Genomic DNA, 13,672 nt, shown 5'->3' on the forward strand with positions numbered 1-13,672 from the left:
TCAAACCCGGCCGTCCCGACTTGACGCCAAACCCACCCTTTTTCGATGAAGCCACCTCCCTGGCCGGGGGTGGAAATATCGAAAAATGGTGGGTTTGCGGGTGAGACCGGGACCGGCCTACCAGCGGCGCTCGCGCCACTCCGGCACCGAGGCGCGTTCGGCGCCCAGGGTGGTGTCCTTCCCGTGTCCCGGGTAGACGACGGTCGAGTCGCCGAAGCGGTCGAACAGCTTGGTGGAGACGTCCTCGATGAGGGTGTCGAAGTCCTCGGGCTTCCAGGTCTTGCCGATGCCGCCGGGGAACAGGCAGTCGCCGGTGAACAGATGGACCGTGTCGCCGTCCGACCCCGTGTCGGTCAGGGCGAGCGCGATCGAGCCCGGGGTGTGGCCGACGAGGTGGATCGCCTCGAAGCGGAGGTCGCCGATCTCGATCACGTCCCCGTCGTCGACGAGACGATCCGGGGTGACCGGGAGTTCGGGGGCGTCGAACCGGCCGGCGGCGGTGGGCACTCCGGTGTGCTGGGCCACTGCGGCCAGTGCCTGCACGTGATCGTGGTGCTGATGGGTCGTGAAGATCAGGGCCGGCTTCCCGCCGATGGCGTCGAGTGTGGCGATGATCGTGTCCGCGTCGTTCGCGGCGTCGATGATCAGCTGGTCGCCGGTGGCCTTCGAGGTCACCACGTAGACGTTGTTGTCCATCGGACCGACGGACAGTTTGACGATGGTGGCCGAGCCGAGGGTGCGGCGCTGCGGGGTCTTCGACCCGGAGAGATCGCCGGTGTAGGAATCGCTGATCGGTGTCGCTGAGGTCATGCGGCAAGGCTATGACACCGCGCGGCCGATGTGTGACGCTCGCGACGGTCGGACCATCCCTGCGCGCGGGTATCGTGGACTATCGGTCCGATGGTGTATGGCGCGGATGGCGAGACCGATCGTCCGGCTCTCGGACCACGAATCCCATCCGGGCCGACGCTTCCGGAACAGTTTTGTCGGTGCCTGTCGTTACGGTGCCCATGCGCCACCCGTGCGCCCCGGTGAGTTTGAGAAGACTCTGACTCGAGAAGAAACGTTAGGACTGCAGTGGTTGATCGTCTGATCGTCCGAGGTGCCCGCGAACACAATCTTCGGGGCATCGATGTCGACCTGCCCAGGGACAGCCTCATCGTGTTCACCGGGCTGTCGGGATCGGGTAAGTCGTCCCTCGCCTTCGACACGATCTTCGCCGAAGGTCAGCGTCGTTACGTCGAGTCCCTCTCGGCCTACGCCCGGCAGTTCCTCGGCCAGATGGACAAGCCCGACGTCGACTTCATCGAGGGACTGTCGCCTGCGGTCTCGATCGATCAGAAGTCGACCAACCGCAACCCCCGTTCGACGGTCGGCACCATCACCGAGGTCTACGACTACCTCCGGCTGCTCTATGCCCGCGCGGGTAAGGCGCACTGTCCGATCTGTGGCGAGGCGATCGCCAAGCAGACCCCCCAGCAGATCGTCGACCAGGTGCTCGCCATGGACGAAGGCACCCGCTTCCAGGTCCTCGCACCGGTGGTCCGCACCCGTAAGGGCGAGTTCGTCGACCTCTTCGCCGAACTCCAGACGCAGGGCTTCTCCCGCGCCCGTATCGACGGCGTCGTGCACCAGCTCACCGATCCGCCGAAACTGAAGAAGCAGGAGAAGCACGACATCGAGGTCGTCGTCGACCGCCTCGTCGTGAAGGCAAGCGCCAAGCAGCGTCTCACCGATTCGGTGGAGACCGGTCTGCGTCTCGCGGACGGCATCATCGTGCTCGACTTCGTCGATCTCGAGGAAGACGACCCGAATCGCGAGCGCCGGTTCTCCGAGAAGATGGCGTGCCCCAACGCCCACCCGATCGCCATCGACGACCTCGAGCCGCGGTCGTTCTCGTTCAACTCGCCTTACGGTGCGTGCCCGGAGTGTGACGGCCTCGGCATCCGCAAGGAGGTCGACGAGGAGCTCGTCGTGCCCGACCCCGAGTTGACCCTGTCCGAGGGTGCGGTCGCACCGTGGTCGACGGGCCACAACGCCGACTACTTCCTGCGCCTGATGTCGGGTCTCGCCGACCAGATGGGCTTCGACGTCGACACACCGTGGAAGAAGCTGCCGGTGAAGGCGCGTCGCGCGCTGCTCAACGGCAGCGACCACCAGGTGCACGTGAAGTTCCGCAACCGCTACGGACGCACCCGCTCGTATTACACCGAGTTCGAAGGTGTCATGTCGTTCCTCGCCCGGCGGATGGACCAGACCGAGTCCGAGCAGATGAAGGAACGCTACGAGGGGTACATGCGCGACGTGCCGTGCCCCGCCTGCCAGGGTGCGCGTCTGCGTCCCGAGATCCTCGCCGTCACCCTGAACCACCCCGAGTACGGCCCGAAGTCGATCGCCGAGGTCTGTGCGCTGTCGGTCGCCGAATGCGCCGACTTCCTCGACAACCTCCATCTCGACGAGCGTCAGGCCGCGATCGCCAGCCGCGTTCTCAAGGAAGTACAGGCCCGCATCCGCTTCCTGCTCGACGTCGGCCTGGAATATCTGTCGCTGTCGCGTGCGGCCGGGTCGCTGTCCGGCGGCGAGGCACAGCGCATCCGTCTCGCGACGCAGATCGGGTCCGGTCTCGCCGGCGTCCTGTACGTCCTCGACGAGCCGTCGATCGGTCTCCACCAGCGTGACAACCGCCGGCTGATCGAGACCCTCACCCGCCTCCGCGACCTCGGCAACACGCTGATCGTCGTCGAACACGACGAGGACACCATCCGCGCGGCCGACTGGATCGTCGACATCGGCCCGCGCGCCGGTGAACACGGCGGACACGTCGTGCACAGCGGCAGCTACAAGGATCTGCTGAAGAACCGCAAATCGCTGACCGGTGCATATCTGTCGGGCCGGGATTCGTTGCCGATCCCGGAGATCCGCCGGCCGATCGACCGCAAGCGTCAGCTGACCGTCGTCGGCGCCCGTGAGCACAACCTGCGCGGGATCGAGGTGTCGTTCCCGCTCGGGGTGATGACGGCGGTGACCGGGGTGTCCGGCTCGGGTAAGTCGACCCTCGTCAACGACATCCTCGCGACCGTGCTCGCCAACAAGCTCAACGGCGCACGACAAGTCCCCGGGCGCCACACGCGGATCAAGGGACTCGACAACCTCGACAAGCTCGTGCAGGTCGACCAGTCGCCGATCGGTCGCACCCCGCGCTCCAACCCGGCGACCTACACCGGCGTCTTCGACAAGATCCGCACGCTCTTCGCGGCGACCACCGAGGCCAAGGTGCGCGGCTACCAGCCGGGCCGGTTCTCGTTCAACGTCAAGGGCGGTCGCTGTGAGGCCTGTACCGGCGAGGGCACGATCAAGATCGAGATGAACTTCCTGCCGGACGTGTACGTGCCGTGCGAGGTGTGTCACGGCGCTCGCTACAACCGGGAGACCCTCGAGGTCCACTACAAGGGCAAGACCATCGCCGAGGTCCTCGACATGCCGATCGAGGAGGCCGCCGACTTCTTCGAGCCGGTCACCTCGATCCACCGCTACCTCAAGACCCTCAACGACGTCGGTCTCGGATATGTCCGTCTCGGACAGCCTGCGCCGATGCTGTCGGGTGGTGAGGCGCAGCGCGTGAAGCTGGCCGCCGAGCTGCAGAAGCGGTCGATGGGCCGCACGGTCTACATCCTCGACGAGCCGACCACCGGCCTGCACTTCGAGGACATCAAGAAGCTCCTCGCGGTGATCAACGGGCTGGTCGACAAGGGCAACACGGTGATCACCATCGAGCACAACCTCGATGTCATCAAGACCGCGGACTGGGTCATCGACATGGGTCCCGAGGGTGGCAGCGGGGGTGGCATGCTCGTCGCCGAGGGCACCCCCGAGGACATCGCGGTCGCCCCGGGAAGCCACACCGGCAAGTTCCTCGCCGAGATACTCAAGGTCGACGAGACGGTCGCGTCGGCGGGCTGACACCCCAGAAAAATCGCCACTTCCGTTGCAGCAGCCCTACTTACAGTCAGCGCTTCTGGAACGGAAGTGGCGATTGTGCTCTGTCTGGGGGAGCGGGGCTCACTTGCCCATCGACTTACGGATCTCCTCGAGGCGCTTCTTGGCGGCCTCGTCGCGCTTGCGCATCATCTCGTCGACGCTCTGCCCCTCGGCACTCGCCTCGGCGAGTTCCTGGGAACCGATCGCGGTGGTGATGCGGTTCTCGATCTTGTCGCGGACGAAGTCGAAGGTCGGGACACCGCTGTCGGTGTAGTCGGGGTCGGGGAGAGTCCCCGGCACCGGGCCCGTGTGCACGACCTCGGCGTCGACGATGTCGTCCGTCTCGGCCGGCTTGTCCTGATCCGTCATGTGACCAGGGTACGGCGTGTGGGCTTCGACGCGGTGCCTCGCTGCGCTCGGTACCGGCTCAGCAGGCGGGGCTCGGTGTCGTCTGCGCTCGGTACCGGCTCAGCCGGCGGGGCTCGGTGTCGTCTGCGCTCGGTACCGGCTCAGCCGGCGGGGGCTACTTCTTCGGAACCCGAACCGGGCCGGTGTACTTCTCGCCGGGGCCCTCGCCGGGCTCGTCGGGGTAGGCGCTCGCCTCCCGGAAGGCGAGCTGGAGGCCTTTCAGGCCGTCCCGGATCGGTGCGGCGTGGATGCCGAGGTCGGCCTTCGACGCGTCGACGAGGCCGGCCAGTGCGGTGATGAGCGTGCGTGCCTCGGGCAGGTCGATCCGGTCCTCGGGGGTGCCCTCGGCCAGGCCGAGCTTCTCGGCGGCGGCACTCATGAGCATCACGATGGAACGGGTGATGACCTCGATCGCCGGAATATCTCCCAGGTCACGGATGTTGTCGAATTCGGTGTGTGCCGCATCATCCGTGTCGGCGCCACTGCCCGTCGCACCCTCCTGGGGTATCGGTGCTGGTGACGAATTGGGGTTCTCGGCCATGGCTGTTAGACTCCCATAGCACGACCGCCCTGGTATGCGCCGGGGTCGTAAGTGGAGTTCCGCTCCCACCGTTCGACGCACTGCTCGCCTCGCGAGATCACCGCAGTTGCACGGTCCGGTTCACGCCGATCGTCGCAGATCGCATCCTCGTCGATGCGACCGCAGATCGGCAATGCTGTGCCCCTGAGGTGCAGCGCGAAGAATCGGTCGGTATCGGAGCCCCGCGGACAACAGTCCCGGGGCTCGTTTGCTGAGGTTTGCGCTGGTTCTCCTGCACACGACCCTCGCCACGACGCGACGGTTACCACTGCAGGATTGAACAAGGAGGCCCCATCAGCACTGAGACCCGCATCAACGAGCGCATCCGCGTCCCTGAGGTCCGACTCGTCGGACCCAACTCGGAGCAGGTGGGCATCGTGCGTGTTGAAGATGCGCTTCGCTTGGCCTACGAGGCCGACCTCGACCTGGTCGAGGTGGCTCCGGACGCCCGTCCGCCGGTCTGCAAGATCATGGACTACGGCAAGTTCAAGTACGAAGCGGCCCAGAAGCAGCGCGAATCGCGTCGCAATCAGCAGATGACCGTCATCAAGGAGCAGAAGCTCCGCCCCAAGATCGACGACCACGACTACGAGACCAAGAAGGGTCACGTCGTCCGGTTCCTCGAGGCGGGGTCAAAGGTGAAGGTGACCATCATGTTCCGCGGCCGCGAGCAGTCCCGTCCTGAGCTCGGCTACCGCCTGTTGCAGCGCCTGGGTAACGATGTCGCCGATTACGGCTTCGTCGAGACCTCGGCCAAGCAGGACGGTCGCAACATGACGATGGTTCTCGCCCCGCACAAGGGCGCGAAGACCCGCCAGAAGGCGCAAGAGAGCCGCGAACGTTCCGGCGGCCCGAAGAACGCGCCGGACGAGAGCTGAGCCGATCGGCCGGACGCGGGTGCATGCCCCGTCCCGGCCGAGATCACGAGAAGTGAACCCGGATTCCAGCCGGACCTGATCAGGTTCGGCTGCCCGAGTTCGCCCGACAGAAGGAAAGACATGCCAAAGAGCAAGACCCACAAGGGCACCGCGAAGCGGTTCAAGGTGACCGGCAGCGGCAAGATCGTCCGCCAGAAGGCCAACCGCCGCCACCTGCTGGAGCACAAGCCCTCCAAGCGGACCCGTCGTCTCGACGGCACCACCGTCGTCAGCGAGAACGACGCCCCCCGCATCAAGCGCCTGCTGAACATCTGACGCGCGCGAACCCGGACATCTGACAAGCAAAAGGATCTAACACATGGCACGCGTGAAAAGGGCAGTGAACGCCCAGAAGAAGCGTCGGTCCACCCTCGAGGCCTCGAAGGGCTACCGCGGACAGCGGTCGCGCCTCTACCGCAAGGCCAAGGAGCAGCAGCTCCACTCGATGACCTACGCCTACCGGGACCGTCGCGCCCGCAAGGGTGAGTTCCGGAAGCTGTGGATCGCGCGTATCAACGCTGCGGCCCGCGCCAACGACATCACCTACAACCGCTTCATTCAGGGCCTCAAGGCCGCTGGTGTCGAGGTTGACCGCAAGGTGCTCGCCGACATCGCGGTGACCGATCCCGAGGCCTTCACCGGCCTGGTCGAGGTCGCTCGCAAGGCCCTGCCGGCTGACGTCAACGCCCCGGCTGCCTGATTGCGCCACACCACACACGACCCGCGAGTCGCACGACGGATGATCCGATGACGGAGATCCTGTCCGAGCGATCCTCGCGGGTCGTGTCGTATGCCAAGCTCCATCGCGCCGCCGAGCGGCGCGACCAGGGGCGTTTCCTCGCCGAGGGGGCCAACTCGGTCGGCTCGGCCCTCGCTGTCGACCGAGCCGAGGTCGTGCTGGTCGCCGACGAGGAGCGTCTTCGGCACCGTGAGCTCACCGACGCCGCGGCGGCCGCCGGCGTCCCGGTCCTCGTGATCTCCGAGCGGGCGGCGTCGAAGCTCGCGGAGACATCGACCCCGCCCGGGATCTTCGCGGTCTGTCCGCTCCTCGACGTGCCGCTCGAGAGCGTCCTCGCCGACGAGCCGAGGATGCTCGCGATCGCCGTCGAATCGCGAGAGCCCGGCAACGCCGGCACCCTGATCCGATGTGCCGACGCGATGGGCGCCGACGCGGTCGTGCTGCTCGGTGACGCCGTCGACCCCCACAACGGCAAATGTGTCCGTGCGAGCGCAGGGTCGGTGTTCACCGTGCCGGTGGTTCGTCACCGTGCCCTGACCGAGGGACTCGACGCCATCGCAGGGGCCGGTGTCACGCTGCTCGCCACCGCCGCCGACGGCGAGGTGAACCTCGATCACGCCGCCGAGGTGCTGTCCGGCCGGGTCGGCTGGCTGTTCGGCAACGAGGCCCATGGCTTGCCCGCCGACATCCAGGCCGCTGCCGACCACCGGGTGTCGATTCCGATCCGCGGTCGCGCCGAGAGCCTGAATGTGGCCGCCGCGGCGGCGATCTGCCTGTACGAGAGTGCGCGCATCCACAGTGCGGTGGGTCGCGGCTGACAGCTGTCCCAGGCGGCCGGTAGGGTCGGCGATCGTGTCAGAAACTGTGCCACCCGCGTCCGTGCCCCCGTCCGAGTCCGCTCCCGCAGCCCCAGCCCAGTCGGCTGCCGCGCAGTCGGATGCCGTCACCCCGCAGACGGTGCCTGCCCCCGACCCCGCGGTCGTGAACGCGCGCATCGCGTCGGCAATCGCCACCGAACTCGGCGTCGGCGTCGGACAGGTCCGGGCCGCGATCGAACTGCTCGACGGCGGATCGACGGTCCCGTTCGTCGCGCGGTACCGCAAAGAGGTCACCGGCGGGCTCGACGACACTCAGCTGCGCACGCTCGACGAGCGTCTCGGATACCTGCGCGACCTCGAGGCCCGGCGGCAGGCGGTTCGTGAGTCGATTGCCGCCCAGGGCAAGCTCGACGCCGAACTCGACGCACGGATCCTGGCCGCCGACACCAAGGCACGCCTCGAGGACATCTACCTGCCCTACAAGCCCAAGCGGCGCACCAAGGCCCAGATCGCGCGCGAGGCCGGGCATGAACCGGTGGCCGACGCGCTGCTGTCGGACCCGATGACCGACCCGTCGACGTTCACCGCCGAGCAGCTCGACGGCGCTCGCGCGATCGCCGTCGAACGTTTCGCCGAGGACGCCGACCTCGTGGGTGAACTGCGTGAACTGATGTGGCAGACCGGCGTGCTGCGGACCACCGTTCGCGAGGGCAAGGAATCGGCCGGCGCCAAATTCGCCGACTACTTCGAGTTCTCCGAGCCCTTCACGTCGATCCCGTCGCACCGCGTGCTCGCTGTCCTGCGCGGCGAGCGTGAGGAGATCCTGTCGGTCACCCTCGACGCCGACCCGGAGGCCGCGGATCGCCCGGCCGGCCCGGGTCCCTACGAGCAGCGCATCGCCGCGCGTTTCGGGATCTCCGATCAGGGCCGTCCGGCCGACCGCTGGCTCGCCGACACCGTCCGCTGGGCGTGGCGCACCAAGCTGTTCGTCGGACTGTCACTCGACGTGCGGATGCGTCTGCGTCAGGCGGCCGAAGCCGACGCGGTGGCCGTCTTCGCCACCAACCTCAAGGACCTGCTGCTGGCCGCGCCCGCGGGCGCCCGCACCACCATGGGCCTCGATCCCGGCCTGCGCACCGGTGTGAAGGTCGCCGTGGTCAACGACACCGGCAAGGTCGTCGACACCGCCACCATCTACCCGCACGAGCCGCGTCGCGACAAGGCCGGCGCCCTCGCTGTGCTGGGTGCGCTCGTCCAGAAGCACGGCGTCGAGCTGATCGCGATCGGCAACGGCACCGCGTCCCGCGAGACCGACGCGCTCGCCGGTGAACTGATCGCGGCCATCAAGGACTCCGGCAAGAAGCCGCCGACCAGCGTCGTGGTCTCGGAGGCCGGCGCGTCGGTGTACTCGGCGTCGGCGTATGCCTCGAAGGAACTGCCCGACCTCGACGTGTCGATCCGCGGTGCGGTCTCGATCGCGCGCCGCCTGCAGGACCCGCTCGCCGAGCTGGTGAAGATCGATCCCAAGTCGATCGGCGTCGGCCAGTATCAGCACGACGTCTCCGAGACGCTGCTGGCCCGGTCGCTCGGCGCCGTGGTCGAGGATGCGGTGAACGCGGTGGGTGTGGACGTGAACACGGCATCGGTACCGCTGCTGTCCCGTGTTTCCGGTATCACCGCCGGGCTCGCGGAATCGATTGTCGCGCATCGTGACTCGAACGGCGCGTTCCGCAGCCGCAAGCAGATCACCGATGTGCCGCGACTCGGACCCAAAGCCTTCGAGCAGTGTGCCGGCTTCCTCCGGATCACCGACGGCGACAACCCCCTCGACGCATCGAGCGTCCACCCCGAGGCCTACCCGGTCGTCACCCGGATTCTCAACACCGTCGGCACCGACGTCCGCTCGCTGATCGGCGACACCGCCACCCTCACCAAGCTGCGTCCCGACGACTTCGTCGACGAGACGTTCGGCCGTCCGACCGTCATCGACATCATCGCCGAGCTCGACAAGCCGGGTCGTGACCCGCGCCCCGAGTTCAAGACCGCGACCTTCGCCGCCGGCATCGAGAAGGTCTCCGACCTCACGCCCGGCATGGTGCTGGAGGGTCAGGTCACCAACGTGGCGGCCTTCGGTGCCTTCGTCGACGTGGGCGTCCACCAGGACGGTCTGGTTCACGTGTCCGCGATGGCGCACCGCTTCGTCTCCGATCCGCACGAGATCGTGAAGTCCGGCGACATCGTGAAGGTGAAGGTCATGGACGTCGACGTCGAACGCAAGCGGATCGGACTGTCGCTGCGTCTCGACGACGAGCCCGGCACCGGAAACTCGGGCAAGGGTGGCACCCGCGCGCCGCGCCCTGACAACCAGCAGGGCAACCGTGGCGGTGGGCAGGGACGTCGCAACGATCAGCGTGGCGGTCAGGGTGCTCAGGGTGGTCGCGGCAACCAGGGCAACCGCGCCGGCGGCAACCGCAACGACCGTCGCCCCGCACCGAGCGGTGCGATGGCCGACGCCCTCAAGCGCGCCGGCTTCGGCAAGTAGCTCCCGACATCGCTTCGGTCCCGGCACGCTTCAGTGCCGGGACCGTGGCCTTTCAGCCGGCCTCGGCGCCCACGACGCCGTCCAGGAAGTCGATCAGGCCGCTGCTCAGAACGTCGTTGTCGTCGCCGCTGACCATGTGGCCCGCGCCGGTGACGTCGATGTAGCGGGCACCGGGGATCAGTCGGAGTAGCTCGCGCACGCCGTCGTCGCTCACGACATCGGACTGTTTGCCCCGGATGAGCAGGGTCGGGACCCGTACCGCCCGGGCGGCCTCGCGCGCACGTTCCTCCCGCTCGGCGGCTGTGTGCTCCATGTTGTCGTGCGATGCGAGCATCCGCGGATCCCAGTGCCAGTACCAGCGTCCGTCGCGTTCCCGGAGATTCTTGCGCAGGCCCTCGATCCGGGGCGGGCGGCTCCGGTGCGGGTTGTAGGCGACGACGGCGTCGAGGGCGTCCTCGAGACTGTCGAAGCCGTCGAGTCCGTCGCGCATGAAGCCGGTGATCTTGGCGATTCCCGCGGGTTCGGCGGTCGGGGTGATGTCGACGAGGACGAGCGCCCGTGCGATCGACGGGTCGGCACCCGCGGCGTGCAGCGAGGCCAAACCGCCCATCGACGCGCCGACCAGCACCGGTGTCTCACCCAGGTCGTCGACGATCTGCCGCAGGTCACGGGCGTGCGCGTCGTGGCTGTAGTCGCCGTCGTCGGCCCAGTCGCTGTCTCCGTGGCCGCGGGCGTCGATCGTCAGCGCCCGCCAGCCGTGCTCGGCGAGGCGGGCGCCGGTGCGCTGCCAGGAGTGCCGGGTCTGTCCACCGCCGTGCAGCAACAGGGCGGTGCCGGTCGGCGTGCCGGAGGGCTCCCAGACATCGGCGGCGAGTCGGATGCCGTCGCCTCGGAGCTGGGTGATAGTTGATTGCTTCACCTTTCTGTCTCTACCGTGGTGGCGGCCGATGGTAAAGCTTTTCGGCGGCACGTGATGCGTGCCACAGGCGCCCGGAGGTTGCGGGGATCACCGACCCCGGCTGAGTAGTTCTGCTCAGGTCGAGGGCCACGTACCCGGCGAGACTCGATGAATGCTCACGACCTCCCGCCGCCGGACAACCGGCGGACCGACCAGTCTGCCGACCCCACACGAACTCGCGGCACTCACCGGGGACCGGGATCGGGTCGTCGACCTCATCCGCATCTGCTCGCTGCTGGTGGTCGTCGCCGGCCACTCGATCATGCTCACCGTCGACACATCCGACGGCGCGATCCGTCTCGGCAACACACTCGGCGACGTGCCGATCCTGCAGCCGGCCACCTGGCTGCTCCAGGTGCTGCCGTTGTTCTTCTTCGCGGGTGCCGCCGCGTCGACGCACGGGTGGATGTCGCGTGCTTCCCACGACCACCCCACTGCCGGGCACTGGCTGTTCACCCGCGTGCAGCGACTGCTGCGTCCACTCGTCTGGTACCTCGGCGCCGTGCTGCTCCTGCTGGCCGGACTGACGACCGCCGGCCTCGACGCCGCGGCCGACGTCGTCGCGCGACTCGGCGTGCAGCTGCTCTGGTTCCTCGGTGCGTATCTCCTCGTGCTGGCCGTGGTCCCGCTGCTGCAGCGGATCCGCACACCCTTCCACGTGATGATCGCGCTCGGAACATGCTGGGGGAGTGCAGCGGTCATCGACGTGATCCGTTTCGCCGACGGCCCGTCGTGGCTCGGCTATCTGAACTTCCTCACGGTGTGGACGATCCCGGCCGTGCTCGGCGTCGCCTACGCCAAGCGCATCCTTCGTCCGGTGACTGCCGCGGCGGTGGCGACAGGTGTGCTGATCCTCGACGTCGGGCTCGTGTACCGGGGTCCGTATGAGGTCTCGCTCGTCACGGTGCCGGGGCAGCAACTGTCGAACATGAGCCCGCCCAGCCTGCTCCTCGCCGGTCACGCGATCGTGCTGTGTGCGGGCGCGATCGCCGTGCGAAGGATGCTGGCGAAGATCGCCGACCGTCCGCGGGTCTGGTGGTGGGTCGTCCTCGGCAACCGGGGTGCGATGACGCTGTACCTCTGGCATCTGCCGGTGCTCGCCGCGATCATCGTGTCCGGCGCGGTGACGGGCGCAGACCGTGCCGATGTGCACTCCGCGTCGTTCCCGATCATCGTCGGTGCCCAGACGATGCTGCTCCTCGCGCTCATGGTGCCCGTCGTCGCGGTGCTGTCGCCTCTGGAGAACCGGCCGCTCCGGTGGTGGGACGATCCGGTCGCCGGGCGATCCGGACGCGCGCGTGACCTGGCCCTGCTGGCGGTGCTCGTGTGCCTCGGCATCGCTGTTCTGATGGTGTCGCGGTACGGCCTGCTCGGCGACGGCATCGGGTGGCTGATCGCCGGGATCGGATGTGCGACGACCGCTCGTGTCCTCGCTCTTCGGCCGTCCAGTCCGCGCGGAGCGGACACGGTTCCCGGAGACCACGCCTCCCTGCAGGTCAGCGCGTCGCGGCGGTCGACTACCCTCGATGAGAGTCATCGCCGCCGTCGACGGTCGCCTCGAGCCGGTTTCCGCGCCCGACCGGCCCTCCGCGTCACGACGACACCGTCCATCCACCGACCCATGCATGAGGAGCTCGCCGACCGTGGCCACTTCCGCCGACGAAACGGTATTCCCCGGACCCGACGACCTCGAGGCGGCCGCGGCGTCGGCCGTCGAGGCCTTCGATGCGGCGGCCGACCTCGAGCAGTTGTCCGCGGCGAAATCCGCGCACCTCGGTGATCGCTCGCCGATCGCCCTGGCCCGACGCGCACTCGGCAGCCTGCCGAAGGACCAGCGCTCCGAAGCGGGCAAGCTCGTCAACCAGGTCCGTGGCCGGGTCACCGCGTCGCTCGAGTTGCGCACCGCGGTCCTCGAGGCCGAGCGCGATGCGGCGGTCCTCGTCGCCGAGTCGGTCGACGTGACCCTGCCCAGCGGTCGACGCCCGGTCGGTGCGCGCCATCCCATCACCGTGATCGCCGAGCAGGTCGCCGACGTCTTCGTCGGCATGGGCTGGGAGATCGCCGAGGGGCCCGAGGTCGAGACCGAACACCACAACTTCGACGCCCTCAACTTCCTGCCGGATCACCCGGCGCGGTCGATGCAGGACACCTTCTACATCGCACCCGAGGGTTCGCGTCAGGTGCTGCGCACCCACACCTCACCGGTTCAGGTGCGCTCGATGCTCAACCGCGACCTGCCGATCTACGTGGCCTGCCCGGGGCGTACGTTCCGCACCGACGAACTCGACGCCACCCACACCCCGGTCTTCCACCAGATCGAGGGTCTCGCCATCGACAAGGGCCTCACCCTGGCGAACCTGCGCGGCACCCTCGAGACCTTCGCCCGGGCGCTGTTCGGGCCGGAGACCACCACCCGGATGCGCGTGTCCTACTTCCCGTTCACCGAACCGTCGGCCGAGGTCGACGTGTGGTTCCCCGCCAAGAAGGGCGGGCCCGGCTGGGTGGAGTGGGGCGGCTGCGGCATGGTGAACCCGAACGTACTGCGCGCCAGCGGGATCGACCCGGACGTCTACTCCGGTTTCGCATTCGGCATGGGGCTGGAGCGCACTCTGCAGTTCCGCAACGACATCTCCGACATGCGCGACATGGTCGAGGGCGACATCCGGTTCACCCTCCCGTTCGGTCCGGCCGCCTGAGCGGCGCGACCCCTCCAGACTCCTCACGACGCGACG

General features: G+C 68.0%; 11 protein-coding genes and 1 pseudogene. 8 read left to right on the forward strand and 4 right to left on the reverse strand.

What is annotated here, in order from left to right; all coding sequences use genetic code 11:
• Positions 1 to 117: 117 nt before the first annotated feature.
• Positions 118 to 810, reverse strand: a complete 693-nt coding sequence (locus tag IHQ52_RS13150) for an MBL fold metallo-hydrolase (protein ID WP_006437352.1) — start codon at positions 808 to 810, stop codon at positions 118 to 120.
• Positions 811 to 1,077: 267 nt separating this feature from the next.
• Between IHQ52_RS13150 and uvrA the strand changes: the two genes are divergently transcribed.
• Positions 1,078 to 3,960 (forward strand): excinuclease ABC subunit UvrA, encoded by a 2,883-nt coding sequence (gene uvrA / locus IHQ52_RS13155; protein ID WP_191834933.1) that lies wholly within the window; start codon positions 1,078 to 1,080, stop codon positions 3,958 to 3,960.
• 99 nt (positions 3,961 to 4,059) lie between these two features.
• Here the strand turns inward: uvrA and IHQ52_RS13160 are convergent, their stop codons facing one another.
• Both IHQ52_RS13160 and IHQ52_RS13165 read right to left on the reverse strand, forming a co-directional pair.
• Positions 4,060 to 4,347 carry a hypothetical protein gene (locus IHQ52_RS13160; protein ID WP_006437354.1) on the reverse strand — a complete coding sequence of 96 codons (288 nt, stop codon included), beginning with the start codon at positions 4,345 to 4,347 and terminating at the stop codon, positions 4,060 to 4,062.
• 154 nt (positions 4,348 to 4,501) lie between these two features.
• Positions 4,502 to 4,927: a DUF1844 domain-containing protein gene (locus IHQ52_RS13165; protein WP_006437355.1), complete on the reverse strand. Its 426-nt coding sequence runs from the start codon at positions 4,925 to 4,927 to the stop codon at positions 4,502 to 4,504.
• Positions 4,928 to 5,241: 314 nt separating this feature from the next.
• Here IHQ52_RS13165 and infC point away from each other — a divergent pair, with 314 nt between their 5' ends.
• The 5 genes from infC to IHQ52_RS13190 all read left to right on the forward strand — a co-directional run bounded on the left by infC (position 5,242) and on the right by IHQ52_RS13190 (position 9,982).
• The gene (gene infC / locus IHQ52_RS13170; RefSeq protein WP_085950459.1) at positions 5,242 to 5,844 is read left to right on the forward strand and encodes a translation initiation factor IF-3; all 603 of its coding nucleotides are present in this window, start codon (positions 5,242 to 5,244) and stop codon (positions 5,842 to 5,844) included.
• 120 nt (positions 5,845 to 5,964) lie between these two features.
• Positions 5,965 to 6,159, forward strand: coding sequence for a 50S ribosomal protein L35 (rpmI, locus tag IHQ52_RS13175; protein WP_006360758.1), 195 nt, complete (start codon positions 5,965 to 5,967; stop codon positions 6,157 to 6,159).
• Positions 6,160 to 6,202: 43 nt separating this feature from the next.
• Positions 6,203 to 6,583, forward strand: coding sequence for a 50S ribosomal protein L20 (rplT, locus tag IHQ52_RS13180; RefSeq protein ID WP_005178731.1), 381 nt, complete (start codon positions 6,203 to 6,205; stop codon positions 6,581 to 6,583).
• 47 nt (positions 6,584 to 6,630) lie between these two features.
• Positions 6,631 to 7,440 carry a TrmH family RNA methyltransferase gene (locus IHQ52_RS13185; protein ID WP_006437357.1) on the forward strand — a complete coding sequence of 270 codons (810 nt, stop codon included), beginning with the start codon at positions 6,631 to 6,633 and terminating at the stop codon, positions 7,438 to 7,440.
• Between the two features lie 46 nt (positions 7,441 to 7,486).
• The gene (locus IHQ52_RS13190; protein WP_394854770.1) at positions 7,487 to 9,982 is read left to right on the forward strand and encodes a Tex family protein; all 2,496 of its coding nucleotides are present in this window, start codon (positions 7,487 to 7,489) and stop codon (positions 9,980 to 9,982) included.
• 52 nt (positions 9,983 to 10,034) lie between these two features.
• Here the strand turns inward: IHQ52_RS13190 and IHQ52_RS13195 are convergent, their stop codons facing one another.
• A complete protein-coding gene (locus IHQ52_RS13195; RefSeq protein WP_006437359.1) occupies positions 10,035 to 10,901 on the reverse strand; it encodes an alpha/beta fold hydrolase in 867 nt (288 codons plus the stop codon).
• A gap of 151 nt (positions 10,902 to 11,052) precedes the next feature.
• Between IHQ52_RS13195 and IHQ52_RS13200 the strand changes: the two are divergent.
• Positions 11,053 to 12,486: pseudogene (locus tag IHQ52_RS13200) on the forward strand (acyltransferase family protein); the annotation flags it as partial.
• A gap of 97 nt (positions 12,487 to 12,583) precedes the next feature.
• The gene (gene pheS, locus IHQ52_RS13205; RefSeq protein WP_040004873.1) at positions 12,584 to 13,636 is read left to right on the forward strand and encodes a phenylalanine--tRNA ligase subunit alpha; all 1,053 of its coding nucleotides are present in this window, start codon (positions 12,584 to 12,586) and stop codon (positions 13,634 to 13,636) included.
• Positions 13,637 to 13,672 lie beyond the last annotated feature (36 nt).

The sequence above is a fragment of the Gordonia amicalis genome (assembly GCF_022059885.1).
In the GTDB taxonomy this organism is placed as follows: Bacteria; Actinomycetota; Actinomycetes; order Mycobacteriales; family Mycobacteriaceae; genus Gordonia; species Gordonia amicalis.

What these genes read in the sequence shown, in the direction of transcription:
- rpmI (WP_006360758.1), top strand. Translation starts at nt 5,965, where the DNA reads ATGCCAAAGAGCAAGACCCACAAGGGCACCGCGAAGCGGTTCAAGGTG.
- rplT (WP_005178731.1), top strand. Translation starts at nt 6,203, where the DNA reads ATGGCACGCGTGAAAAGGGCAGTGAACGCCCAGAAGAAGCGTCGGTCC.
- IHQ52_RS13185 (WP_006437357.1), top strand. Translation starts at nt 6,631, where the DNA reads ATGACGGAGATCCTGTCCGAGCGATCCTCGCGGGTCGTGTCGTATGCC.
- IHQ52_RS13165 (WP_006437355.1), bottom strand. Translation starts at nt 4,927, where the DNA reads ATGGCCGAGAACCCCAATTCGTCACCAGCACCGATACCCCAGGAGGGT.
- IHQ52_RS13160 (WP_006437354.1), bottom strand. Translation starts at nt 4,347, where the DNA reads ATGACGGATCAGGACAAGCCGGCCGAGACGGACGACATCGTCGACGCC.
- IHQ52_RS13150 (WP_006437352.1), bottom strand. Translation starts at nt 810, where the DNA reads ATGACCTCAGCGACACCGATCAGCGATTCCTACACCGGCGATCTCTCC.